The sequence below is a fragment of the Caballeronia calidae genome (assembly GCF_900044055.2).
GTDB lineage: Bacteria > Pseudomonadota > Gammaproteobacteria > Burkholderiales > Burkholderiaceae > Caballeronia > Caballeronia calidae.
This window is the reverse complement of record NZ_FCOX02000009.1, coordinates 54035-77415: the sequence shown is the minus strand read 5'-3', so window position 1 is coordinate 77415 and position 23381 is coordinate 54035. Positions and strand designations below refer to the sequence as shown.

General features: G+C 64.8%; 22 protein-coding genes. 16 read left to right on the top strand and 6 right to left on the bottom strand.

Annotated features, from left to right (window positions below):
• Nucleotides 1-8 precede the first annotated feature (8 nt).
• From AWB78_RS11430 to AWB78_RS11420, 3 genes are read right to left on the bottom strand one after another with little or no spacing between them, the layout of a single operon-like run.
• Nucleotides 9-695 carry an HAD family hydrolase gene (locus AWB78_RS11430; RefSeq protein ID WP_062604687.1) on the bottom strand — a complete coding sequence of 229 codons (687 nt, stop codon included), beginning with the start codon at nt 693-695 and terminating at the stop codon, nt 9-11.
• A gap of 37 nt (nt 696-732) precedes the next feature.
• Complete coding sequence (locus tag AWB78_RS11425; RefSeq protein ID WP_062604686.1) at nt 733-1911, bottom strand: MFS transporter; 1179 nt, start codon at nt 1909-1911, stop codon at nt 733-735.
• A gap of 12 nt (nt 1912-1923) precedes the next feature.
• Complete coding sequence (locus AWB78_RS11420; protein ID WP_062604685.1) at nt 1924-2328, bottom strand: VOC family protein; 405 nt, start codon at nt 2326-2328, stop codon at nt 1924-1926.
• 110 nt (nt 2329-2438) lie between these two features.
• Between AWB78_RS11420 and AWB78_RS11415 the strand changes: the two genes are divergently transcribed.
• The 15 genes from AWB78_RS11415 to AWB78_RS11345 all read left to right on the top strand — a co-directional run bounded on the left by AWB78_RS11415 (nt 2439) and on the right by AWB78_RS11345 (nt 18336).
• Nucleotides 2439-3410 carry a LysR family transcriptional regulator gene (locus tag AWB78_RS11415; RefSeq protein WP_062604684.1) on the top strand — a complete coding sequence of 324 codons (972 nt, stop codon included), beginning with the start codon at nt 2439-2441 and terminating at the stop codon, nt 3408-3410.
• A 113-nt stretch (nt 3411-3523) separates the two neighbouring features.
• A complete protein-coding gene (miaB, locus tag AWB78_RS11410) occupies nt 3524-4885 on the top strand; it encodes a tRNA (N6-isopentenyl adenosine(37)-C2)-methylthiotransferase MiaB (RefSeq protein ID WP_062604683.1) in 1362 nt (453 codons plus the stop codon).
• A gap of 21 nt (nt 4886-4906) precedes the next feature.
• Nucleotides 4907-6022, top strand: coding sequence for a PhoH family protein (locus AWB78_RS11405; RefSeq protein ID WP_062604682.1), 1116 nt, complete (start codon nt 4907-4909; stop codon nt 6020-6022).
• Nucleotides 6019-6483, top strand: coding sequence for an rRNA maturation RNase YbeY (ybeY, locus tag AWB78_RS11400; RefSeq protein WP_062604681.1), 465 nt, complete (start codon nt 6019-6021; stop codon nt 6481-6483). Before AWB78_RS11405 ends, ybeY begins: the two co-directional genes overlap by 4 nt.
• Nucleotides 6484-6577: 94 nt before the next feature.
• Nucleotides 6578-7216 (top strand): gamma-glutamylcyclotransferase, encoded by a 639-nt coding sequence (locus AWB78_RS11395; RefSeq protein WP_062604680.1) that lies wholly within the window; start codon nt 6578-6580, stop codon nt 7214-7216.
• Nucleotides 7217-7416: 200 nt separating this feature from the next.
• Nucleotides 7417-8322 (top strand): CorC family transporter, encoded by a 906-nt coding sequence (locus AWB78_RS11390; protein ID WP_062604679.1) that lies wholly within the window; start codon nt 7417-7419, stop codon nt 8320-8322.
• Nucleotides 8323-8399: 77 nt separating this feature from the next.
• Nucleotides 8400-10073: an apolipoprotein N-acyltransferase gene (gene lnt / locus AWB78_RS11385; RefSeq protein ID WP_062604678.1), complete on the top strand. Its 1674-nt coding sequence runs from the start codon at nt 8400-8402 to the stop codon at nt 10071-10073.
• Nucleotides 10074-10260: 187 nt separating this feature from the next.
• On the top strand, nt 10261-11280 hold the full coding sequence (glyQ, locus tag AWB78_RS11380) for a glycine--tRNA ligase subunit alpha (protein WP_074173424.1): 1020 nt from the start codon (nt 10261-10263) through the stop codon (nt 11278-11280).
• 17 nt (nt 11281-11297) lie between these two features.
• The gene (gene glyS, locus AWB78_RS11375; protein ID WP_062604677.1) at nt 11298-13397 is read left to right on the top strand and encodes a glycine--tRNA ligase subunit beta; all 2100 of its coding nucleotides are present in this window, start codon (nt 11298-11300) and stop codon (nt 13395-13397) included.
• 9 nt (nt 13398-13406) lie between these two features.
• On the top strand, nt 13407-13979 hold the full coding sequence (gene gmhB / locus AWB78_RS11370; RefSeq protein ID WP_062604676.1) for a D-glycero-beta-D-manno-heptose 1,7-bisphosphate 7-phosphatase: 573 nt from the start codon (nt 13407-13409) through the stop codon (nt 13977-13979).
• Between the two features lie 12 nt (nt 13980-13991).
• Complete coding sequence (locus tag AWB78_RS11365; protein WP_062604675.1) at nt 13992-14765, top strand: lysophospholipid acyltransferase family protein; 774 nt, start codon at nt 13992-13994, stop codon at nt 14763-14765.
• A gap of 84 nt (nt 14766-14849) precedes the next feature.
• A complete protein-coding gene (locus tag AWB78_RS11360) occupies nt 14850-15770 on the top strand; it encodes a M48 family metallopeptidase (RefSeq protein ID WP_062604768.1) in 921 nt (306 codons plus the stop codon).
• A 77-nt stretch (nt 15771-15847) separates the two neighbouring features.
• Nucleotides 15848-16234, top strand: coding sequence for a lactoylglutathione lyase (gene gloA / locus AWB78_RS11355; protein WP_008351454.1), 387 nt, complete (start codon nt 15848-15850; stop codon nt 16232-16234).
• 175 nt (nt 16235-16409) lie between these two features.
• A complete protein-coding gene (locus AWB78_RS11350; protein WP_062604674.1) occupies nt 16410-17339 on the top strand; it encodes a DMT family transporter in 930 nt (309 codons plus the stop codon).
• Nucleotides 17340-17475: 136 nt separating this feature from the next.
• Complete coding sequence (locus AWB78_RS11345) at nt 17476-18336, top strand: MBL fold metallo-hydrolase (RefSeq protein ID WP_062604673.1); 861 nt, start codon at nt 17476-17478, stop codon at nt 18334-18336.
• Here AWB78_RS11345 and AWB78_RS11340 read toward each other — a convergent pair.
• A complete protein-coding gene (locus AWB78_RS11340) occupies nt 18333-19049 on the bottom strand; it encodes a FadR/GntR family transcriptional regulator (RefSeq protein WP_062604672.1) in 717 nt (238 codons plus the stop codon). The two genes, AWB78_RS11345 and AWB78_RS11340, sit on opposite strands and share 4 nt — an antisense overlap.
• 103 nt (nt 19050-19152) lie before the next feature.
• Here AWB78_RS11340 and dgoD point away from each other — a divergent pair, with 103 nt between their 5' ends.
• Complete coding sequence (gene dgoD, locus AWB78_RS11335; protein WP_062604671.1) at nt 19153-20301, top strand: galactonate dehydratase; 1149 nt, start codon at nt 19153-19155, stop codon at nt 20299-20301.
• A gap of 6 nt (nt 20302-20307) precedes the next feature.
• Here the strand turns inward: dgoD and pabB are convergent, their stop codons facing one another.
• Both pabB and dnaJ read right to left on the bottom strand, forming a co-directional pair.
• Entirely contained in the window at nt 20308-22095 is a 1788-nt protein-coding gene (gene pabB, locus AWB78_RS11330) for an aminodeoxychorismate synthase component I (protein ID WP_062604767.1), read from the bottom strand.
• Between the two features lie 37 nt (nt 22096-22132).
• A complete protein-coding gene (gene dnaJ / locus AWB78_RS11325; RefSeq protein WP_062604670.1) occupies nt 22133-23266 on the bottom strand; it encodes a molecular chaperone DnaJ in 1134 nt (377 codons plus the stop codon).
• Between the last annotated feature and the right edge of the window lie 115 nt (nt 23267-23381).

Below are 23381 nucleotides of genomic sequence, written 5' to 3'. Positions count from 1 at the left end.
AAGCGCCTTCAGGACAGCACGTCGCCGAAATCCCCGCGAACGCCGGCAGCGACGAGCGCGGGCAATTCGTCCATGTGCTCCATGATCCGGGTGATGCCGGTTTCGCGCAGCACTTGCGCGTAGCCGGACGGAATATGGCTCGCGCCGACGAACGCGATGGTCTTCATCCCCGCCGCGCGCGCCGCCGTGAGTCCGGCGATGCTGTCTTCCACGACGAGGCAGCGCGCCGGGTCGATTTCCAGCGTGCGCGCCGCAAGCAGATAAACGTCCGGAAAAGGCTTCGGCCGCTCGACCTGCTGCGCGCTGAACACGCGCGCGCCGACGATCTCGTCGAGCCCCGCGCGCCGCACCGATGCACGCACACGCTCCATGCGGCTGTTCGACACCACCGCAACCGGCAGGCCGCAACTTTCCAGCGCGGCACGCACGCCGGCGATCGGTCCGACCGAGCGCGCGAGTTCCACCGAGACGCGCGCCTCGATCGTATCGACGAAATTGGGCGGCATCAGAATGCCGAACTTCGTCTCCAGATGGGCCAGAAAGCGCGAGGTCTGCTGCCCGAAAGCCGTCTTGACGGCCGGTTTGAAGTCGATGCCGGGAAACGTCTCGGTGAGAACGTCCAGCATGACGCGATCCGCGATGACTTCGCTGTCGACGAGCACGCCGTCGCAATCGCAGATGAGATGATCGATCATGTTGTCTCGGATTACGTTGAGCCAACATGATAAGCGCTCAGCAAGCGTCGGCCGCATTTACTTCCGATGTAACCCGTGGCGCATCCAGTCGCGCGGCGAACCACGTCACGGCCAGCGCGGCGAGTGCGACCGCGGCGGCGGCCCACGGCAGCGCATCGAGCCCGTAGCCGTGCGTCAGCACCGCGCCGCCGAGCCACGCGCCGCCCGCATTGCCGACGTTGAACGCGCCGATATTCAGCGTCGACGCGAGATTCGGCGCATCTTTCGCCTTCTCGACGACGCGCGTCTGCAACGGCGGCACCGTCGCGAACGCCGCGATGCCCCATACGAAAATCGTCACGATCGCACCGATCTGGCTGTGGCTCGTCTTCGCGAACACCGCCATGACGATCGCGAGCGCGACCAGAATGCCCATCAACGACGGCATCAGCGCGCGATCGGCGAGCTTGCCGCCGATGGTATTGCCGATCGTGAGGCCGATGCCGAACAGCACCAGAATCAGCGTGACGGCGCGCGGCGAGAAGCCGCCCACCTGTTCGAGAATCGGCGCGATGTACGTGAACACGACGAACACGCCGCCGAAGCCGAGCACGGTCATCGTGAGCGCGAGCCAGACCTGGCCGTCGCGGAGCACGCGCACTTCCTGGCCGAGGCGGCTTTGCGCGACATCGTGACGATTCGGCACGAGCGCCGTCACGCCGAGCGCGGACAGCACGCCGAGACCCGCGACGATCCAGAACGTGGCGCGCCAGCCGAGCTCCTGGCCGATGAAGGTGCCGAACGGCACGCCCAGCACGTTCGCGAGCGTGAGCCCGGTGAACATCAGCGCGATGGCGCTCGCACGCTTTTCCGCCGGCACGAGCGACGCGGCCACGACCGCGCCGATACCGAAGAACGAGCCGTGCGCGAACGAGGTCACGACGCGCGCGATCATCAGCAGGCCATAGGTGGGCGCGACCGCGCACAGCACGTTGCCGACGATGAACACGAGCATCAGCAATTGCAGCGCGAGCTTGCGCGGCAGCTTGCTCGTCAGCACGGCGAGCAGCGGCGCGCCGACCGCGACGCCGAGCGCGTAGCCGGTGACGAGCAGGCCCGCCGACGGAATCGACACGGAAAGATCGCGCGCGACGTTGGGCAGCAAGCCCATGATGACGAACTCCGTCGTGCCGATGGCGAAGGCGCTGATCGCCAGCGCGAGAAGCGGAAGAGGCATGGTGACTCCAGATCAGGATTGAGCGCGAGTTTGAGCAACCACGAATTCGACGACGACGCCCGGCGCCAGCCGCACGAACAGCTGCAACTCGCGCGCGACCGGCACGTCGGCAAGCTGATACGCGTAGCCGTGGCAATCGAGACGTTCGAGCAATGCGCGCCATTCGGCTTCGTCGCCGACGCGCAGCGCCAGATGGTCGATGCGCGTCGCGCCCGGCCGCTCCGCCGATGCCGATGCCGATGCCGACGCCGCGCCCGATGCGATCAGATGCACCGCCGGCCGCGAGCCGAGATACAGCCAGTAGCCGCCGACGCCGAAAGGCGGACGCGGCCCGACCCGCATCCCGGCGATATCGACGAAAAAGCGCATGAGCGCATCGCAGTCGGGCGCGACGATCGTGACGTGGTCGAGTTGCATACGTGGATGCCCCGCAAGGGTTTACGCTTAGGCGCATTGTGCGAGACGGGCATTGTTTTGAGAATTGGTCTACGCTTTGAATCATTATCAAAGCGGATTTGAAAATAACGATGGACCGGCTGGGCGACATGCGCCTTTTCGTGGAAGCTGCGACCGCGGGCAGCCTGTCGGCGGCGGGGCGCAAGCTCGGACTGTCGCCGGCGGCGGCGAGTGCGCGACTCATCAAGCTGGAAAAGGCGCTGCGCACGCGGCTCTTCGAGCGCACCACGCGCCAGCTGCGCGTCACGGACGAAGGTCGCATGTATCTGCAGCATTGCCGCGTCGCGTTGCAGGCGATCGACGACGCCGAAGCCGCCCTGCAGGCCGGTCAGAACGTGGTGCGCGGCAAGGTGCGCATTTCGGCGACGTCGAATTTCGGGCGCTCGCTGCTGCGCGGCTGGCTCGATGAATTCAGCGCGCTGCATCCGGACGTGCGGTTCGCGCTCACGCTGTCGGACTCGGTGTCGAATCTGCTGCTGGAGGAAATCGATCTCGCGATCCGCTTCGGCGCGCCGCCCGAAAGCGGACTCGCCGCGCGCGCGCTTGCGCCGAACCGCCGGGTGCTGTGCGCGTCGCCGGACTATCTCGCGAAGCATGGCGTGCCGAAGACGCCCGCGGATCTGGTCGGGCACGATTTCGTCGTCGTGGTCACGGCGAACGGGCCGCTCAACGAGCTGAGCTTCGTGCGCGGCGACGAGCGCTATGCGTACACGATCCCGCTCGCGGACGCGTGGGAAACCAACGACGGCGCGCTGTTGCGCGAGTGGGCGCTTGCGGGCCACGGCATCGCGCATAAATCGATCTGGGATATCGCCGCCGACGTGCGCGCCGGCACGCTGCGGATGGTGCTGCCCGACTGGTGCACGCACGAGGCCGCCGTGCACGCGCTCTTTCATGCGAACCGCTACATGGCGCCGCGCGTGCGCGTGCTGCTGGACTTCCTGGTCGGGCGCTTCGAGAAAACGACGGAGGAACTGCTCGGCGATCTCGCCTATCCGCCGGATCGCAGGCCGCGGCGTCAGGAATTGCCGCCGGAGCTATAATATCGGGCTAAATTACAGTAAAAAGCGGGCAGATCACTGTAGAAGTCCGCGAAACTCCCGATCAATCTCTTATATAGCGCCCCCAGGTTAACCACTGCGACCGGCGACGATTCATGACCAAGAAAGTTTATGTAAAGACCTTCGGCTGCCAGATGAACGAGTACGACTCCGACAAGATGGTCGACGTGCTCGGCGCGGCAGAAGGACTCGTCAAGACGGACACGCCCGAAGACGCGGACGTCATTCTGTTCAACACGTGCTCGGTGCGCGAGAAGGCCCAGGAGAAAGTGTTCTCCGATCTCGGCCGCGTGCGCGAGCTCAAGGAAGCGAACCCGAATCTGCTGATCGGCGTCGGCGGTTGTGTCGCGAGCCAGGAAGGCGCTTCGATCGTCGCGCGCGCGCCGTATGTCGATCTCGTGTTCGGTCCGCAGACGCTGCATCGCCTGCCCGCGATGATCGATCGACGCCGCGCCACCGGCCGCGCGCAGGTCGACATCACGTTCCCGGAAATCGAGAAGTTCGATCACCTGCCGCCCGCGCGCGTCGACGGCCCGAGCGCGTTCGTGTCGATCATGGAAGGCTGCTCGAAATATTGCAGCTATTGCGTCGTGCCCTACACGCGCGGTGAAGAAGTGTCACGCCCGCTGGATGACGTGCTGACCGAAATCGCCGGCCTCGCCGATCAGGGCGTGCGCGAAGTCACGCTGCTCGGCCAGAACGTGAACGCCTATCGTGGCGCGCTGACGCTCGGTTCGAGCGAGATCGCGGATTTCGCGACGCTCATCGAGTATGTCGCGGACGTGCCGGGCATCGAGCGCATTCGCTACACCACGTCGCATCCGAAGGAATTCACGCAGCGCCTCATCGACACTTACGCGAAGGTGCCGAAGCTCGTCTCGCATCTGCATTTGCCGGTGCAGCACGGCTCGGACCGCATCCTGATGGCGATGAAGCGCGGCTACACCGTGCTCGAATACAAGTCAGTCATCCGCAAATTGCGCGCGATCCGCCCGGACTTGTCGCTGTCGACGGACTTCATCGTCGGCTTCCCCGGCGAGACCGAGGACGATTTCCACAAGATGATGGCGCTCGTCGACGAGATGAGCTACGACACGAGCTTCTCGTTCATCTACAGCCCGCGCCCCGGCACGCCCGCCGCGAACCTGCACGACGACACGCCGCGCGAAGTGAAGCTCGAACGTCTGCAACATTTGCAGGCGACGATCGAGCAGAACGTGCAGCGCATCAGCGAGTCGATGGTCGGCAAGGTCGAGCGCATTCTGGTCGAGCGCCCGGCGCGCAAGGATCCGAACGAGCTCGCCGGACGCACGCAGAACAACCGTGTCGTCAACTTCCCCGCGCCGGTGGCATCGCACGCGCGCCTGATCGGCCAGATGATCGACGTGAAGATCGTGCACGCGTATCCGCACTCGCTGCGCGGCGAGCTGGTGATGGCGCCCGAGCTGACGCATTAAAGACAGGAATTCAACGTCACTTTGAAGAACGCTCCTACGCAGCATCTGGAATTCACCGCACCGCGCGAGGACAACGCGCGGCTCGCCAACCTCTGCGGGCCGCTCGACGAAAACCTGCGGCAGATCGAGCAGGCGCTCGACGTGACGCTCTCGCGGCGCGGCCACAAGATTTCGATTCGCGGCCGTGGCGCGAAAGTCGCGCTCGCGGCGCTCGAAAACTTCTACAACCGCGCGCGCGATCCGATTTCCGTCGATGACATCCAGCTCGCGCTCGTCGAAGCCAGCCATGCGACGCGCCGCGCGAAAGACGCGCGCGAGGCCAACGGCGAAGAGGCCGAGGCCGATCCGCGTTTTCGCGGCGACCTGGATCATCCGTTCGATGAACCCAGCGCGACGATCGATCTCGGCGAAGACGAGGACCACGGGCCGAAGCTCTACACGCGCCGCGCCGATCTGCGCGGCCGCACGCCGGCCCAGCGCGAGTATCTGAAGCAGATCCTGCAGCACGACGTGACCTTCGGCATCGGGCCGGCGGGCACGGGCAAGACGTATCTCGCGGTCGCGTGCGCGGTCGATGCGCTCGAGCGCGATCAGGTGAAGCGCATCGTGCTCACGCGTCCGGCCGTCGAGGCGGGCGAGCGGCTCGGCTTCCTGCCGGGCGATCTCGCGCAGAAGGTCGATCCGTATCTGCGTCCGCTCTACGACGCGCTCTACGATCTGCTCGGCTTCGACAAGACTGCGAAGATGTTCGAGCGCCAGATGATCGAGATCGCGCCGCTCGCGTACATGCGCGGGCGCACGCTGAACCACGCGTTCATCATTCTCGACGAGGCGCAGAACACCACGCCCGAGCAGATGAAGATGTTCCTCACGCGTATCGGCTTCGGCTCGAAGGCGGTCGTCACCGGCGATACGACGCAGGTCGACTTGCCGCGCGGCCAGAAGAGCGGGCTGATCGAGGCGCAGCACGTGCTGTCGGAAGTGCGCGGCATCGCCATTACGCACTTCACGTCGGCGGACGTGGTGCGGCATCCGCTCGTCGCGCGCATCGTCGAGGCCTACGACGCGCAGGCGCAGAAGGACGCCGCGCTCGCCGAAGCCGCGCGTGCGGCACAGCAGGCGCAAAAGCCCGAATGAAGCCGCGCCTCACTTTGACCTTGCAGTTCCCCGCCGCGAAGGCGTTTCCGTCGCACAAGGCGATCCTGCCGCGCGCGACGGTCGTGCGCTGGATCAAGGCATCGCTTTTCGCGGACGCCGAACTGACCGTGCGTTTCGTCGACGAGGACGAAGGCCGCCTGCTCAACCGGACGTATCGGCAGAAGGACTACGCGACCAACGTTCTGACGTTCGCCTACGCGGAATCGGAGGACGACCCCGTCGCGGGCGATCTGATCCTGTGCTGCCCGGTCGTCGGGCGCGAGGCCGCCGAGCAGGGCAAGCCGCTCGCCGCGCACTATGCGCATCTGATCGTCCACGGCACGCTGCATGCGCAGGGCTACGACCACGAAGTCGAAAGCGAGGCGCAAGAGATGGAATCCATCGAGACGGATATCATGCAGTCTCTGGGATTTTCCGATCCTTATGTGCCTTTGACTTGACGTGACTTTGGCCTGAATCCGGTCCGATGTTCTGAACGCCGTGAACGATAAAACGCCCGAACCCGCGCAACCCGCAACGCTCCCCGCCGAACCGATGTCCGCGCCGTGCCCGGACTATCCGCCCGCGCTCGGCGAATCGGCGCTTCTGACCGATGAGGAGCTCGCCGCCTCGCGCGAGGCGACGCTCGTGAAGTGGGACCGCAAGTCGGACCTGTGGCTCTTCGGCTACGGCTCGCTGATCTGGAACCCCGGCCTGCCGACGCTCGAAGCCGTGCGCGGCAAGGTGCACGGCTATCATCGCGGGCTGTATCTGTGGTCGCGCGTGAATCGCGGCACGCCGGAGCAGCCGGGCCTCGTGCTCGCGCTCGATCGCGGCGGCTCGTGCACCGGCATGGCGTTCCGGCTCGCCGGCGCCGATGCGATCGAGCATCTGGATGTGCTGTGGCGTCGCGAAATGGCGATGGCATCGTATCGGCCCGCGTGGCTGCCTTGCACGCTCGCGGACGGACGGCGCGTCGAAGCCCTCGCGTTCGTCATGCGCCGCGAGGCGACGTCCTATACCGGCAAGCTCGCCGATCCGATCGTGCGCACCGTGCTCGGCTGTGCGAGCGGCCGCTACGGCACGACGCTCGATTACGTCAGCCGGACGGTCGATGCATTGCGCGAAAGCGGCATGCCGGATCGCGCGCTCGAAGCGCTGTTGAAGCGCTGTCAGGCGCAGGCCGGGAAGTGACGCGCGGCACTTCGTTCCGTATGAATTTTGCGTCCGGCTATCGTCCGTTCGGCCAAGGATCACGGGGCGACATACTTCTCGCATATTTATCGGCTAGCATGGCTCATGACATGCGCGCCGCGCCACGCTGCCCGCGTTTTGCCTTGGTGTATGCTTAACTCTCCGCTAACCCGCGCCCGGGAACTCCCGGGCGCTCCGCTATGAACGAACCCTATCCCAGTCGACGCCATACCGACAAACCGCAGGAAAAGCGCTCGCTTCTCGAACGCCTGACCGATTTCATCTCGCACGAGCCCGAATCGCGCGACGAACTTCTCGAAGTGCTCCAGGACGCACACGAGCGCAACCTGCTCGACGCCGATTCGCTCTCGATGATCGAAGGCGTCTTCCAGGTGTCCGATCTCTGCGCTCGCGACATCATGATTCCGCGCGCGCAGATGGACGCCATCAACATCGCGGACACGCCCGCCGAGTTCATCCCCTTCGTGCTCGAAAAAGCACACTCGCGCTATCCCGTCTACGAAGGCAATCGCGACAACGTCATCGGCGTGCTGCTCGCGAAAGACCTGCTGCGCTATTACGCCGAGGAAGAGTTCGACGTGCGCGGCATGCTGCGCCCCGCCGTCTTCATCCCCGAATCGAAGCGTCTGAACGTGCTGCTGCACGACTTTCGCGTGAACCGCAATCACATCGCGATCGTCGTCGATGAATACGGCGGCGTCGCCGGCCTCATCACGATCGAGGACGTGCTGGAGCAGATCGTCGGCGACATCGAGGACGAATACGATTTCGACGAGGAAGCCGGCAATATCATCGCGACGCCGGACGGCAAGTTCCGCGTGCGCGCGCTCACCGGCATCGAACAGTTCAACGAGGAATTCGGCACCGAATTCTCCGACGACGAAGTCGATACCATCGGCGGTCTCGTCACGCATCGCTTCGGGCGCGTGCCGCATCGCGGCGAGAAGGTGCGCATCGACGATTTCGTGTTCGAGATCCTGCGCGGCGACGCCCGCCAGATTCACGTTCTCCTCGTGCGGCGCGTGCCGAACTTCGCGCAGCAACATCATCACGCGGGCGACGACGAAGACGAACTGCGCGATTGAGCGCTTCGCGGGCGTCGCCATCGAGCGACGCCCGTCGTCATTGCTTGCCTGCTTCCGTTCCAACTCGACCGTCGTCAATGGCCGATTCATCGTTTCCCTTTCTCTCCCGTCAACGCGACACCTCGGTGATCGCCACGACGCCGCGTGCGCTGCCCTTCTGGCATTACCTCGTCGCCGCCGTGCTCGGCGCCGTCAACACGCTTTCGTTCGCGCCGACGCCGCACGGCGGCTGGATCGAGCTCGTCGTCTTCGCGCTGTTCTTCGCGTGGCTGTCGCGCACGAACGGCTGGAAGAGCGCCGCCGCGACCGGCTGGGCCTTCGGCTTCGGCAACTTCGTGACAGGCGTGTGGTGGCTCTATGTCAGCATGCACGTCTATGGCGGCATGGCTCCGGCGCTCGCCGCGGCCGCCGTCGCGTTGTTCTCGCTGTATCTCGCGATCTATCCGGCGTTGGCGAGCGTGGTCTGGTCGTTCGTCGCGGGCCGCGCCCGTTTCGGCGATGAAGACGCCGCGACCGCGCGCGATATCGAAGCCTCGCCGCGCCATGCGCCGACATGGCACGGCGCGTTCGCCTTCGCGAGCGCGTGGGCGCTCGGCGAATGGTTGCGCGGTCTCGTGTTCACCGGCTTCCCGTGGCTCGCGAGCGGCTATGCGCAGGTCGACGGACCGCTCAAGGGCTTCGGCGCGATCGTCGGCGTGTATGGCGTCGGCTGGGTGCTCGCGCTCGTCGCCGCGCTGATCGTGCAGACGCTCTATAACCTGCGGCGTGCGCAGGGTTTCGGAGCGCGCTTCGCGCCGGGCATCGTCGCGATTGCGCTGATCGTCGCGGGCATGCTGCTGTCGCTCGTGCAATGGACGACGCCCGCCAACGCGCCGCTCGACGTTCGCCTCCTGCAAGGCAACGTGAAGCAGGAGATGAAGTTCGAGCAGGCGGGCATCGATGAATCGCTCGCGCTCTACAGGCGGCTCATCACCGAGAAGCCCGCCGATCTGATCGTCACGCCGGAGACCGCGTTGCCGGTGCTGTCGGTGCAGATTCCGCAGGACTTCGCGCTCGCCATCCGCAACTTCGCGGACGACACGAACTCGTCGATTCTCTTCGGCGTGGTCGGCGTCACGATCCTCCCGGACGGCCGGGCGACCGATTTCACCAACAGCCTCTTCGGCGTCACGCCGCACGTGAATGGCGTCTACCGCTACGACAAGCATCATCTCGTGCCGTTCGGCGAATTCGTGCCGCTCGGCTTTCACTGGTTCGTGCGGATGATGGGCATTCCGCTCGGCGATCTCGCGCGCGGCCCGATCGCGCAGAAGGCGTTCCTCGTGCACAACCAGCCGATCGCCGTCGATATCTGCTACGAGGACATCTTCGGTGAAGAGATCGCGCGCACGATCCGCGAGCAGGAAACGCCCGCGGGCATTCTCGTCAATTCGACGAACCTCGCGTGGTTCGGCAACACGATCGCGCTCGATCAGCATCTTCAGATCGCGCGCATGCGTTCGATCGAAACCGGCCGGCCGATGCTGCGCGCGACCAACACCGGCATGACGGCAGTGATCGCGGCGAACGGCGATGTTGTGTCCAGGCTGCCGACGTTCACGACAGGCGTGCTCGAAGCGCGCGTGCAAGGAACGACGGGACGCACGCCTTATGTGACGAGCGGGAACATGACGGTGATCGTGGTGTCGCTGGTTCTGCTGGCGTTCGGATTTGCGTTCGCGCCGAACCGGAAACGGTCGGGCACACGTTGAATATCGATTGAAACAAAGCCGCGCCGCGCGCTGCGGGGCGGCTCGCGCATCCGCTCTTTCCGCGTGCCCGGCTTCCCAAAAAGCCGCACCCACCCTTCCATTCGGCTAAAATTCAAGGTTTTAGCACTTCGGCCGAGCCTCCGAGTCGCGTCGTCACGACGATGGCCGCGCCCCGCATAAGGCAATCATGCTCACTTTCCAGCAAATCATTCTGACGCTGCAGTCCTACTGGAACGAGAAGGGCTGTGCACTGCTCCAGCCGATCGACATGGAAGTCGGCGCGGGCACCTCGCACGTCCACACGTTCCTGCGCGCGATCGGCCCCGAGCCGTGGCGCGCCGCCTATGTCCAACCGTCGCGCCGCCCGAAGGACGGCCGCTACGGCGAGAACCCGAACCGCCTGCAGCACTACTATCAGTATCAGGTCGTGCTGAAGCCCGCGCCTGAGAACATCCTCGATCTGTACCTCGGCTCGCTCGAAGCGCTCGGCTTCGACCTGAAGCAGAACGACGTGCGCTTCGTCGAAGACGACTGGGAAAATCCCACGCTCGGCGCGTGGGGCCTCGGCTGGGAAGTGTGGCTGAACGGCATGGAAGTGACGCAGTTCACGTACTTCCAGCAGGCGGGCGGCATCGACTGCAAGCCGGTGCTCGGCGAAATCACCTACGGTCTCGAACGCCTCGCGATGTATCTGCAGAAGGTCGAGAACGTGTACGACCTCGTCTGGACCGAGTGGGAAGAAGACGGCCCGAACGGTAAGGTGCTGCGTCAGCTGTCCTACGGCGACGTGTACCACCAGAACGAAGTCGAACAGTCCACGTACAACTTCGAACACGCGAACGTCGATCTGCTTTTCACCTTCTTCAAGAGCTACGAAGAAGAAGCGAAGAAGATGATCGACGCGAAGCTCGCGCTGCCCGCCTACGAACTCGTGCTGAAGGCAGGCCACACGTTCAATCTGCTCGATGCGCGCGGCGCCATTTCCGTGACGGAGCGCGCGGCGTATATCGGCCGCATCCGCGCGTTGTCGCGTCTCGTGGCGCAGGCCTACTACGACTCGCGTGAAGCGCTCGGCTTCCCGATGCTCGGCAATCCGGTCAAGGGCGATCGCGATCTCATCACCGACGAGCAGGAAGCGCAGCGTCCCGCATGGGCGCCGCCGCTGAAGGTGGAAAGCTCGCCCACGGGCAATAACGAACAGGTTTGACGAGGCTCGACAGAACAATGACGCAATCCAACAACGCTTCTCTGCTCGTCGAGCTGCTGACTGAAGAACTGCCGCCGAAAGCGCTCGCGCGTCTCGGCACCGCGTTTGCCGATGGCATCGTCGAGCGCCTGGCCGCGCGCGATCTGATCGACGGCGCGCCTTCGTTCGAAAAATTCGCGACGCCGCGCCGCCTCGCCGTGCTCATTCGGAACGTGCGCGATGTCGCGCCGGAAAGGCAGGTGCGCGAGAAAGTGCTGCCGGTGACGGTCGCGCTCGACAAGGAAGGCAATCCCACGCCGCCGCTCGCGAAGAAGCTCGCGGCGCTCGGCTTCCCCGATTTCCCCATCGCCGAACTCGAACGCGCGCAGGACGGCAAGGCCGAAGCGTTCTTCCTGCGCTATGCCGCGCCGGGCGCGACGCTCGCCGATGGCCTGCAGGCCGCGCTCGACGAAACGCTCGGCAAGCTGCCCATTCCGAAGGTCATGACCTATCAGCGCCCGGACGGCACCAGCGTGCAGTTCGTGCGTCCGGTGCAGCGCCTGATCGCGATGCATGGCCGCAAGGTCGTGCCGGTCAGCGCGCTCGGCGTCGATTCGGGCGATACGACCGTCGGCCATCGCTTCATGTCGGAAGGCTTCGTCGCCATTCCGCATGCCGACGAGTACGCCGCGACGCTGCGCAGCCGAGGTCACGTGGTCGCGAACTTCGACGATCGCCGTGAATCGATCCGCACGCAGTTGCAGGCCTTTGCGGGCGAAGACCGCGTCGTGATGCCCGAAGCGCTGCTGGATGAAGTGAACGCGCTCGTCGAATGGCCGGTCGTCTACGAATGCCGCTTCGACGAAGAGTTCCTGCAAGTGCCGCAGGAATGTCTGATTCTCACGATGCAGACGAACCAGAAGTATTTCGCGCTCACCGACCAGCACGGCAAGCTGCGCTCGCGCTTTCTGATCGTGTCGAACATCGATACGAAGACGCCCGGCGAGATCGTCGAAGGCAATGAGCGCGTCGTGCGCCCGCGTCTCGCCGATGCGAAATTCTTCTTCACGCAGGACAAGAAGAAGCGTCTCGAAGACCGCGTGCCGCTGCTCGCGAACGTGGTCTATCACAACAAGCTCGGCTCGACGCTGCAACGCATCGAACGTCTCGAAGCCCTCGCGGGCGAAATCGCGCCGATGGTCGGCGTCGATGCCGCGTTGACGCGCCGCGCCGCGCGTCTCGCGAAGGCGGACCTGCTGACCGACATGGTCGGCGAGTTCCCCGAGCTGCAAGGCACGATGGGCACGTACTACGCGCGTCACGACGGCGAGCCGGAAGAAGTCGCGCTCGCGTGCTCGGAGCACTATCAGCCGCGCTTCTCGGGCGACGAAACGCCGTCCACGGGTGTCGGCGCGGCGGTCGCGCTCGCGGACAAGCTGGAAACGATCGTCGGTATCTGGGGCATCGGTCTCGCGCCCACCGGCGAGAAAGATCCGTTCGCGCTGCGCCGTCACGCGTTGGGCGTCTTGCGCATCCTGCTGGAAAAGAAGCTGCCGATCGACTTGCGCGATCTCGTCGCGGCCGCGCAGCGCCAGTTCGCCAACGTGCCGCAAGTCGCGGATTCGCAGGAAGCGGTGTACGCGTTCTTCATCGACCGCCTGCGCGGCCTGTTGCGCGAACGCGGCTTCGAGGCCAACGATATCGAAGCGGTGCTGAGCCTGAACCCGACGCGTCTCGACGACATCGTCGCGCGCCTCGATGCGGTCCGCGAGTTCGCCGCGCTGCCGGAAGCCGCTGCGCTCGCCGCGGCCAACAAGCGCATCTCGAACATCCTGAAGAAGTCGGAACAGGGCGCGCCGTCGTCGGTGAACAAGGAGCTGCTCGTCGAAGCGGCGGAGAAGAACCTGTACGCGCAGATCGAGCAAGTGACGCCGCGCGTGCAAAGCCAGCTCGCCGCGCGCAACTACACGGAAGCGCTGACCGCGCTCGCCGCGTTGCGCGAGAGCGTCGACACGTTCTTCAACGATGTGATGGTGAACGCGGAAGACGCCGCGCTGCGCAACAATCGTCTCGCGTTGCTCAGTGCATTGCATCAGCAGATGAACTGCGTCGCCGACATTTCGAAGCTCGCCGCTTAAAGCAACGCCATGGTCATGAACCGAAAACTGGTCATCCTCGATCGCGATGGCGTCATCAACGTCGATTCCGATGCCTTCATCAAGTCGCCGGACGAATGGGTCGCCATTCCCGGCAGCCTCGAAGCGATCGCGCGCCTGAATCAGGCGGGCTATCGCGTGGCGATCGCATCGAATCAGTCGGGCATCGGGCGCGGTCTCTTCGACATGGCCGCGCTGAACGCGATGCATGAGAAGATGAATCGCGCGGCGGCGGCTGTCGGCGGGCGCATCGACGCGGTGTTCTTCTGCCCGCACACGGCGGAAGACCAGTGCGATTGCAGAAAGCCGCGGCCGGGCATGTTGCAGCAGATCATCGACCGCTTCGAGATCGATCCGGAGGACACGCCGGTCGTCGGCGACTCGCTGCGCGATCTGCAGGCGGGCGCGGCGCTCGGCTTTCCCGTGCATCTCGTGCTCACCGGCAAGGGCGAAAAGACGCTCAAGGAAGGCCAGTTGCCCGAAGGCACCGTCGTTCACAAGGATTTGCGCGCCTTCGCGCTCGACTTCCTGGCAAGGCATCAGGACCGCAACGCGGCCCAGTAACACCGACACTCCATGCGCTTCATCCGTTCGTTGCTGTTGATGCTCTACTTCATCGTGTACACGATGCCGTACGCGATCGCCTGCTTCATCGCGTTTCCGTTCATGCGCGCCGACAGGCGCTACTGGATGGCGGCCGGCTGGTGCAAGTCGACGATCGTCGTACTGCGGTATCTGATCGGCATCCGCTACACGATCGAAGGCATGGAGAACCTGCCGAATGGCCCCGCCGTGCTGCTGTCGAAGCATCAGTCCGCATGGGAAACGCTCGCGTTCCCCGCGCTGATGCCACGTCCGCTCTGCTACGTGTTCAAGCGCGAGCTGCTCTACGTGCCGTTCTTCGGCTGGGCGCTCGGACTCCTGAAGATGGTGCATATCGACCGCAAGCAGGGCCGCGACGCGTTCGTGTCCGTCACGCGCCAGGGCCGCGCGCGCATGGACGAAGGCGCATGGGTCATCATGTTTCCGGAAGGCACGCGCACCAAAGTGGGCAGTCAGGGCAAGTACAAGACGGGCGGCGCGCGCTTCGCTGTCGCGACCGGCGCGCCCGTCGTGCCGATCGCGCACAACGCGGGGCACGTGTGGCCGCGTAATTCGTTCATCAAATATCCGGGTATAGTCACGGTGTCGATCGGCAAGCCGATCGATACGGCCGGCCTCACGCCCGAGGAAGTGAACACGCGTGTCGAAAGCTGGATCGAGACGGAAATGCGCCGCATCGATCCGCACGCTTACGCCGCGCCGAACGCGCAGCCGGGTGAAGCCGGCGCCGCGGGCGCGGGCCGCTAAGCGGTTCTCGCATTCATATCGAGCCGCGGCGTGCCTTACTCGTTCTTCTCGTCATTCCTGCGCCGTGAGCGCAAAGCCGAGCCGATGCAGAAAGCCCCATCGCGACAGCGCCCCGCCGTCGCGCTCGATACCCTGCAACTCGATCTTCCGTTCGAGCATGCGCCGGCTTACTCCGGCGCACCGCCCGCGAGCGGCCCCGCTCCGCTGCGCGGCGACGTTCCGGCCGCCGATCCCGTTCCCGTGCTCACGCCCGCAACGCCGGCGGCTCCGCTTCCCGATGGCGTGCGCCTGCGCCGCATCGCGCTCAAGGCGGGCGCGCTCGAGTATCGGCTGAAGCGCTCGTCGCGGCGCACGATCGGCTTTTGCATCGACGGCACCGGGCTCGCGATCACCGCGCCGCGCTGGGTGACGGTCGCCGACATCGAGAGCGCGATCCTCGACAAGCAGAACTGGATCGTCAAGAAGCTCACCGAATGGCAGACGCGCGTCGAGCAGCGCGCGCTGCCGCGCATCGAATGGAAGGACGGCGCGCAGTTTCCGTATCTCGGCAAGACGATCAGCGTGTCGCTCGGATCGAGCGCGAGCGTGCTGTCTTTCGACGACAAGACCAACGTGCTCTCGCTCGCGATGCCCGCGCTCTCCGACGCGCAGCAGATCAAGGATCGCGTGCAGGGCTGGCTGCAATCGGAAGCGAAGCGCATCTTCGGCGAGCGGCTCGCGGTGTATGCGGCGAAGCTCGGCGTCGAATATCGCGCGTATGCGCTGTCGTCGGCGGCGACGCGCTGGGGCAGTTGCTCGAGCGACGGCAAGATCCGCCTCAACTGGCGGCTCATCCATTTCCCGATGTCGATCATCGATTACGTGGTCGCGCACGAACTCGCGCATCTGCGCGAAATGAACCATAGCCCGCGCTTCTGGCAGACCGTCGAATCGATCTTTCCCGAGTTCCGCGAAGCGCGGCATACGCTCAAGCATCATCCGCCAGACTTGCTGCCGGCGCTTTGAGGCGTCGTCAGCGCGCGTAAAGCGTCGACGGTACAATTTCTTTCCTGTCCCTCGCAACTACAAACAGGAACCCCATCATGCGACTCCTCCATACGATGCTGCGCGTCGGCGACCTGCAGCGTTCCATCGATTTCTACACGCGCATTCTCGGCATGCACGTGCTGCGTCAAAGTGAAAACACCGAGTACAAGTACACGCTCGCGTTTGTCGGCTACGGTCCCGAAAGCGAGAACAGCGTGCTCGAACTGACCTACAACTGGGGCACCGACAAGTACGACCTGGGCACGGCGTACGGCCATATCGCGCTCGAAGTCGACAACGCCGCCGACGCGTGCGAGCGCATTCGTCAGGCGGGCGGCAAGGTCACGCGCGAAGCCGGTCCCGTGAAGGGCGGCACGACGGTGATCGCGTTCGTCGAAGATCCGGACGGCTACAAGGTCGAGCTGATCGAAAAGCATTCCTGATGCATCTCGCGCGCCGCACGCTCGATGCGGCGCGCACCCTCCGCATTCCCACGGGCTCGACCCGACCTTTCCCTCTCGCCGGCCGTTCGCTGGCACAATCGACGCTCCATATCAGTGCATGGCCGATGTGCGCGTCACGTCGGCCTTCTCCCGCCACGCCTGACAGAGCCAGCCGATGAGCACGTCTTCCCTCGCCTTGCGCCGCGCCCCGGACGCTACCGCCATCATCGTGATGATCGCGTTGTGCGGCGCGTGGGGATTCCAGCAGGTCGCGATCAAGGAAGCGAACGCATCGATTCCGCCGATGCTGCAAGCCGGCATCCGCTCGCTGATCGCGACCCTGCTCGTGTGGATCTGGACGCGCACGCGCGGCGTGCCGCTCTTTCAACGCGACGACACGCTGCCGGCTGGCCTGCTCGCGGGACTGCTGTTCGGCGGCGAGTTCGTCTGCATTTTCTTCGGCCTGAGCCTGACCACGGCAACGCGCATGGCCGTGTTCCTCTACACCGCGCCCTGCTTCACCGCGCTCGGCCTGCACTTTTTCGTCGCGGGCGAGCGGCTGTCGCGCACGCAGTGGAGCGGCATCGTGCTCGCGTTCTGCGGCATCGCGCTCGCGTTCGCCGACGGCTTCCTGCATGGCGATCCAAACAGCACGTCGACGATGCGCGGCATCGCGGGCGATGGGCTCGGCATCATGGCGGGCATCTTCTGGGCCGCGACGACCGTTGTAGTGCGCGCGTCCACGCTCGCGCAGGCGAGCGCGAGCAAGACCTTGTTCTATCAGCTGGCGGTATCGGCGGTGCTGCTGCTCGTGCTCGCCGCGGGCATCGGGCAGACGCATGTCGAAGCCGTGCCGCCGCTCGTGATCGCGAGCCTCGCCTATCAGGCGATCGTCGTCGCATTCGTCAGCTATCTGACGTGGTTCTGGCTGCTCACGCGCTATATGGCGTCGCGGCTTTCGGTGTTCTCGTTTCTCACGCCGATTTTCGGCGTCACCTTCGGCGTGCTCCTGCTCGGCGAGCATTTCACCGCGCGCTTCATGATCGCCGCGGTGATGGTGCTCGCGGGCATCGCGCTCGTGAACCGGCCGGCGCGACGCGCGTAGCAGTACTGCGGTAGCAACTGCCGCGCGATACGCAAAGCGTTACACTGTATCGCGACCCTGCCGAACGCGTCCCTTCCTGGCGGACGACAAGAGCAGAGACCACGCGAGGCAACGCGCCGTAGCCGGGGGAATCAGCGTGCAACCGATCATCCAGCCTTTCTTCGATGTCAACACCGGCACGATGACGTATGTCGTCCATGAGGCGGCCGGCTCATCCGCGGCGATCGTCGACCCGGTTCTCGACTACGACCCGAAAGCCGCGCGCACATCGACGCGCTCCGCCGATGCGGTCATCGCGTTCGTGCGCGAAAAGCATCTGACCGTCGAGTGGATTCTGGAGACGCACGCGCACGCGGACCATCTCTCGGCGGCGCCGTATCTGAAGCGCGAGCTCGGCGGAAAGATCGCCATCGGGGAGTCGATCCGCACGGTGCAGGGCGTGTTCAAGAAGATCTTCGATCTCGAGCCGGAGTTTCAGCTCGACGGCTCCCAGTTCGATCACCTCTTCACGGATGGCGAGCGCTTCATGATCGGCGCGATCGAAGCATGTGCGCTCTTCGTGCCGGGCCATACACCCGCCGACATGGCTTACCGGGTCGGCGATGCGGTGTTCGTCGGCGACACGCTTTTCATGCCGGATGTCGGCACCGCGCGCTGCGACTTTCCGGGCGGCAGCGCGCGCACGCTGTATCGCTCGATTCAACGCCTGCTCGCGCTCGATCCCGATACGCGTCTTTTCGTCTGTCACGACTATCCGCCGGACACGCGCGCGCCGCAGTGGCAATGCACGGTGCGCGATCAGCGCGACCACAACATTCACGTCGGCGGCGGCAAGACCGAAGACGAATTCGTCGCGATGCGCGAAGCCCGCGACGCGACGCTCGGCATGCCGACGCTCATCCTGCCCGCGATCCAGGTCAACATCCGCGCGGGCCGATTTCCCCAGCCCGCGGACAACGGCACGACCTATCTGAAGATTCCGCTCAACGCGCTTTAAGCTTCGATTCTTCCGCGCGTCACGCCGAGCAGATCGGCCATCGCGCGGCGCGCGCCGTTCACATCGCGGGCGATGATCGCATCGAACACGGCCGTATGCTCTGCGAGCGACGCGTTGTAGACTTCCGCGCGCTTCGCGTTCAGGCGCAACTGGCCTTCGAGCGTGCGTTCGATCAGCGCGCCGAGCGGGATCAGCAATTCGTTGCTGCACGCGGCGAGCACGCCGAGGTGGAAGTCGAGATCGGCGCGCACCCATTCATCGACATTCTGCGCGCCGGCCATCGCCAGATGCGCGCGCGTGAGACGCTCGCGCGCAGCTTCCTCGTGGTTGTCGGCGGCGAGCGCGGCGGCGTACGGCTCGATCATCTCGCGCATTTCCTGAAGCTTGAGCGCGAACTGCAGCGGCGGCGCGACGCGCGAATACCAGTCGAGCATGTCGGCGTCGAGCAGATTCCACGCAGCCTTCGCGCGCACACGCGTGCCGACCTTCGGCCGCGACTCGATCAGCCCTTTCGACGTAAGCGTGCGCAACGCCTCGCGAAGCACCGTGCGGCTCACGCCGAAACGCTCCATCAATTCCGCTTCGCGCGGCAAGGCCAAGCCAGGCTGGTAGTCGCCTCGCAGAATCGCCGTGCCCAGTTCATGGGCTACACGGCCATGCAGGTCCCTGTGAATGATGGTCTCCTTCTCGGTTTGCCCACGATTATCGGGTATTCATCCGATGTTTCGTAAGTCCCATTTACTTCCAAATAATACTATTAATATGCCCACGCAGCGAGTTTTTGCTACCATGTGAATCCTTATCGGGAGACGCCTCATGAAAATCACGAAACTCGAGACCTTCATCGTTCCGCCGCGCTGGTGCTTCCTCAAGATCGAAACCGACGAAGGCATCACCGGCTGGGGTGAGCCGGTCGTCGAAGGCCGCGCGCATACCGTCGCCGCCGCCGTCGATGAACTCGCCGACTATCTGGTCGGCAAGGATCCGCGTCATATCGAAGACCTGTGGCAGGTGATGTATCGCTCGGGCTTCTATCGCGGCGGGCCGATCGGCATGAGCGCGATCGCGGGCGTCGATCAGGCGCTGTGGGACATTCTCGGCAAGTTCCACGGCGTGCCGGTCCACGCGCTGCTCGGCGGGCAGGTGCGCGACAGGATCAAGGTGTATTCGTGGATCGGCGGCGACCGTCCGAGCGATGTCGCGAACAACGCGCGCGCGGTGGTCGAGCGCGGCTTCAAGGCCGTGAAGATGAACGGCTCGGAAGAGCTGCAGATCATCGATACCTTCGACAAGGTTCAGGGCGTCATCGACAACGTGCGCGCGGTGCGCGAGGCGGTCGGCCCGAACGTGGGCATCGGCGTGGACTTCCATGGGCGCGTGCACAAGCCGATGGCGAAGGTGCTCGCGAAGGAACTCGATCCGTTCAAGCTGATGTTCATCGAGGAGCCGGTGCTCTCGGAGAACGTCGAGGCGCTGCGCGATATCGTCAGCCAGACGAGCACGCCGATCGCGCTCGGCGAGCGGCTCTACTCACGCTGGGACTTCAAGCACATTCTCGCGGGCGGTTACGTCGATATCATTCAGCCGGACGCGTCGCATGCGGGCGGACTGACCGAATGCCGCAAGATCGCGACGATGGCCGAAGCCTACGATGTCGCGCTCGCGCTGCATTGCCCGCTCGGGCCGATTGCGCTCGCGACCTGCCTGCAGATCGATGCGGTGAGCTACAACGCGTTCATTCAGGAGCAGAGCCTCGGGATTCACTACAACAGGGGCAACGACCTGCTCGATTACATCAGGAATCCGGAAGTCTTCAAATATGAAGACGGCATGGTGACGATTCCGCAAGGGCCGGGCCTTGGCATCGAAGTGAACGAGGAGAAGGTGCGCGAGATGGCCCAGGTCGGCCATCGCTGGCGCAATCCGGTGTGGCGTCACGCGGATGGAAGCGTGGCCGAGTGGTGATGTCCGTCAGCGCTTGAGATGGGCCTTCACCGCCCCGCGTAGCGCGTTGCTGATGAGCAGATGTTCGGCCTTGTGCAAGTCTTCGAGCGTCAGAGCACGCTCTGCCGCCCCGAGGTCTTCCATCAGCACCGCGCGCATCACGCCGGGCAGCACGCCGGCGTCGATAGGCGGCGTCCACCACTTGCCGTCGAGTTGCACGAAGACGCTCGATCGGCCGCCTTCGGTGAGCTCGCCGCGTTCGTTGAAAAACAGCATGTCGAACGTGCCTTCGGCTTCGGCGGCTTTCCATGCGCGATCGTAGTCGGCGCGGCGCGTCGTCTTGTGCCGAAGCAGCGGATCAACGGACGATTGCGGCGCGAAGCCTCGATCGCACGCGAGCAGAACGTTCACCGTATCCGATGGCAACGGCGCGAGTTGCGCACTCGTGATCGCGATGCGCCCGCTCTTGTCCAGCGCGATGCGCAGGCGATACGGCTTGCCCGCTTCGAACGACGCGCAGTGTTCTTGCATTAGCGTCGAGAGCTCGCGCTCATCGAATGCGAAGCCGAGATACGCGGCGCTTGCCTTCAACCGCGCGACGTGCCGCGCGTAATGTCGAACGCCTTCCTCGCGCGTCGCGTAAGTCGTCTCGAAGAGCTCGAAGCCCGGATCAGCGCCAGTCAGAAAGCGCGCTTTCAAAAGACACTCCTCGTATTCGTCGGCGGCAATGCTATCGAGCACGATGCCCGCGCCGATGCCGAGCACGCCGCGCTTACGCGCCGCATCGACGACGAGCGTGCGTATCGCCACCGACATGCAGAAGTCGCCGTTCGCATCGAGCCAGCCGATCGCGCCGGTGTACAAACCGCGCGGCGTGCTCTCGATCTCGTCGATGAGTTGCATCGTCCGATACTTCGGCGCACCGGTGATCGAGCCGCACGGAAACAACGCGCGGACGATGCCGGCGAACGACGTGCCCGGAATCACGCGCGCCTCGATGGTCGATGTCATTTGCCACACCGACGCGTACGGCTCGACCGAAAAGAGCGCCGGCACGTTCACCGAACCCGTGACGGCCACGCGCGACATGTCGTTGCGCAGCAAATCGACGATCATCACGTTTTCCGCGCGATTCTTCGGGTCGCGGCGAAGCGTTTCGGGATCGGCGTCGCGGGGCGCGGTGCCTTTCATCGGCCGCGCGCGCAGCAGATCGCCGTGCTTCTCGACGAACAGTTCCGGCGAGCACGACACGACCGAGCGCCCGTCCGGTAGCGCGATGAACGCGCCGTAATGCACGGCCTGACGCTCGCGCAAGCGCCGATAAAGCGCGAGCGGCGCGCCGAACACATCGAAGTTCAGCCGATACGTGTAGTTGATCTGATACGACTCGCCTTCGCGCAAGGCATCCTGCACCGCGGCGATGGCGGCATCGAACTCGTCGCGTGTGACGCTCGGCTCGATGCCCGCGACGCCGGCGGTCGTGTCATCGCCCTGGGACGCGAGCCACGCATCGACTCCATCGCGCGACAGATGCGCGCAATCGCGGAACATCAGCACGCGCAAAGCGTGATCGTCGCCGCGCCCGATCGCGCCGAACTGGAGATTGCGACCGAACTCGTAATCCGCGACGACGACCGCATGCAGGCCGCCTCGCAAATCACGCTCGATGTCGCCGCACACCGCTTCGAGCGCATGACCGTCCACGCACACGCGTTCGTGCGCAAAGTCCGTGTACAAACGACTCGACCGCCTTTCGGCGGTCGCATCGCAATCGTCGAGCAGCGCGAATATCGCGCCGCGCTCTTCGGTTTTCATCGTCATGCCCGCACGACGTACCACGCACTCGACCGCATCAGTCAAAGAAGCTCTTCACGCGGTCGAACCAGCTCTTGCTTTGCGGACTATGCCGCGCGCCGCCCTGCTCCAGCGACTTCTCGAACTGCTTCAGCAGATCGCGCTGCTGCTCGGTGAGCTTGACCGGCGTTTCGACCTGTACGTGCACGTAAAGATCGCCCGCGATGCTCGAACGCAAGCCCTTGATGCCCTTGCCGCGCAGGCGGAACGTCTTGCCCGACTGCGTGCCTTCCGGCACCGTGAAGCTCGCGCGGCCGGCCAGCGTCGGCACTTCGATCTCGCCGCCCAGCGCCGCCGTCGTGAACGGGATCGGCATCTGGCAATGCAGGTCGTCGCCGTCGCGCTCGAACACCGAATGCTGCTTGATGTGGATTTCCACATACAGGTCGCCGTTCGGCCCGCCGTTGATGCCCGGCTCGCCGTTGCCCGCCGAGCGGATACGCATGCCGTCGTCGATGCCCGCCGGAATCTTCACTTCCAGCGTCTTCGTTTCCTTCACCTTGCCCGCGCCGTGGCAGTTCGCGCACGGATCGGGAATGTAGCTGCCGCTGCCGTGACACTTCGGGCACGTCTGCTGGATGCTGAAAAATCCCTGCGACATGCGCACCTGGCCCTGACCGTGACAGGTCGGGCAGGTTTCCGGCTTGGTGCCCGGCTTCGCGCCCGAGCCGTGACAGACATTGCAGTTCACCCAGCTCGGCACGCGAATTTGCGTGTCGTAGCCGTGCGCCGCCTGCTCCAGCGTGATCTCCATGCTGTAGCGCAGGTCCGCGCCGCGATAGACCTGCGGACCGCCGCGCCCGCGAGCGCCGCCGCCTCCCGCCTGGCCGAAGATGTCGCCGAAGATATCGCCGAAGGCATCGGCGAAACCGCCGAAGCCCTGCGCGCCCGGGCCCGCCATGTTCGGATCGACGCCCGCGTGGCCGTACTGATCGTACGCGGCCCGCTTCTGCTGGTCGGAGAGCATTTCGTAGGCTTCCTTCGCCTCCTTGAAATTCTCTTCCGCCTTCTTGTTGTCCGGATTGCGGTCAGGGTGATACTTCATCGCGAGCTTGCGATACGCCTTCTTGATCTCGTCGTCGCTCGCGTTTTTCGCGACGCCCAGAACGTCGTAGTAGTCCCGTTTCGCCATGTCGGTTCGATGCCGCCGCGCTTGCCCGCGACGGTTCCTGTCAGATGCTGCGGGTTTCGTGCTGCAAACCCGCGCGTAAACCTTTTGCGCCTCGCCTGAAGCAACGCGCCTCTAA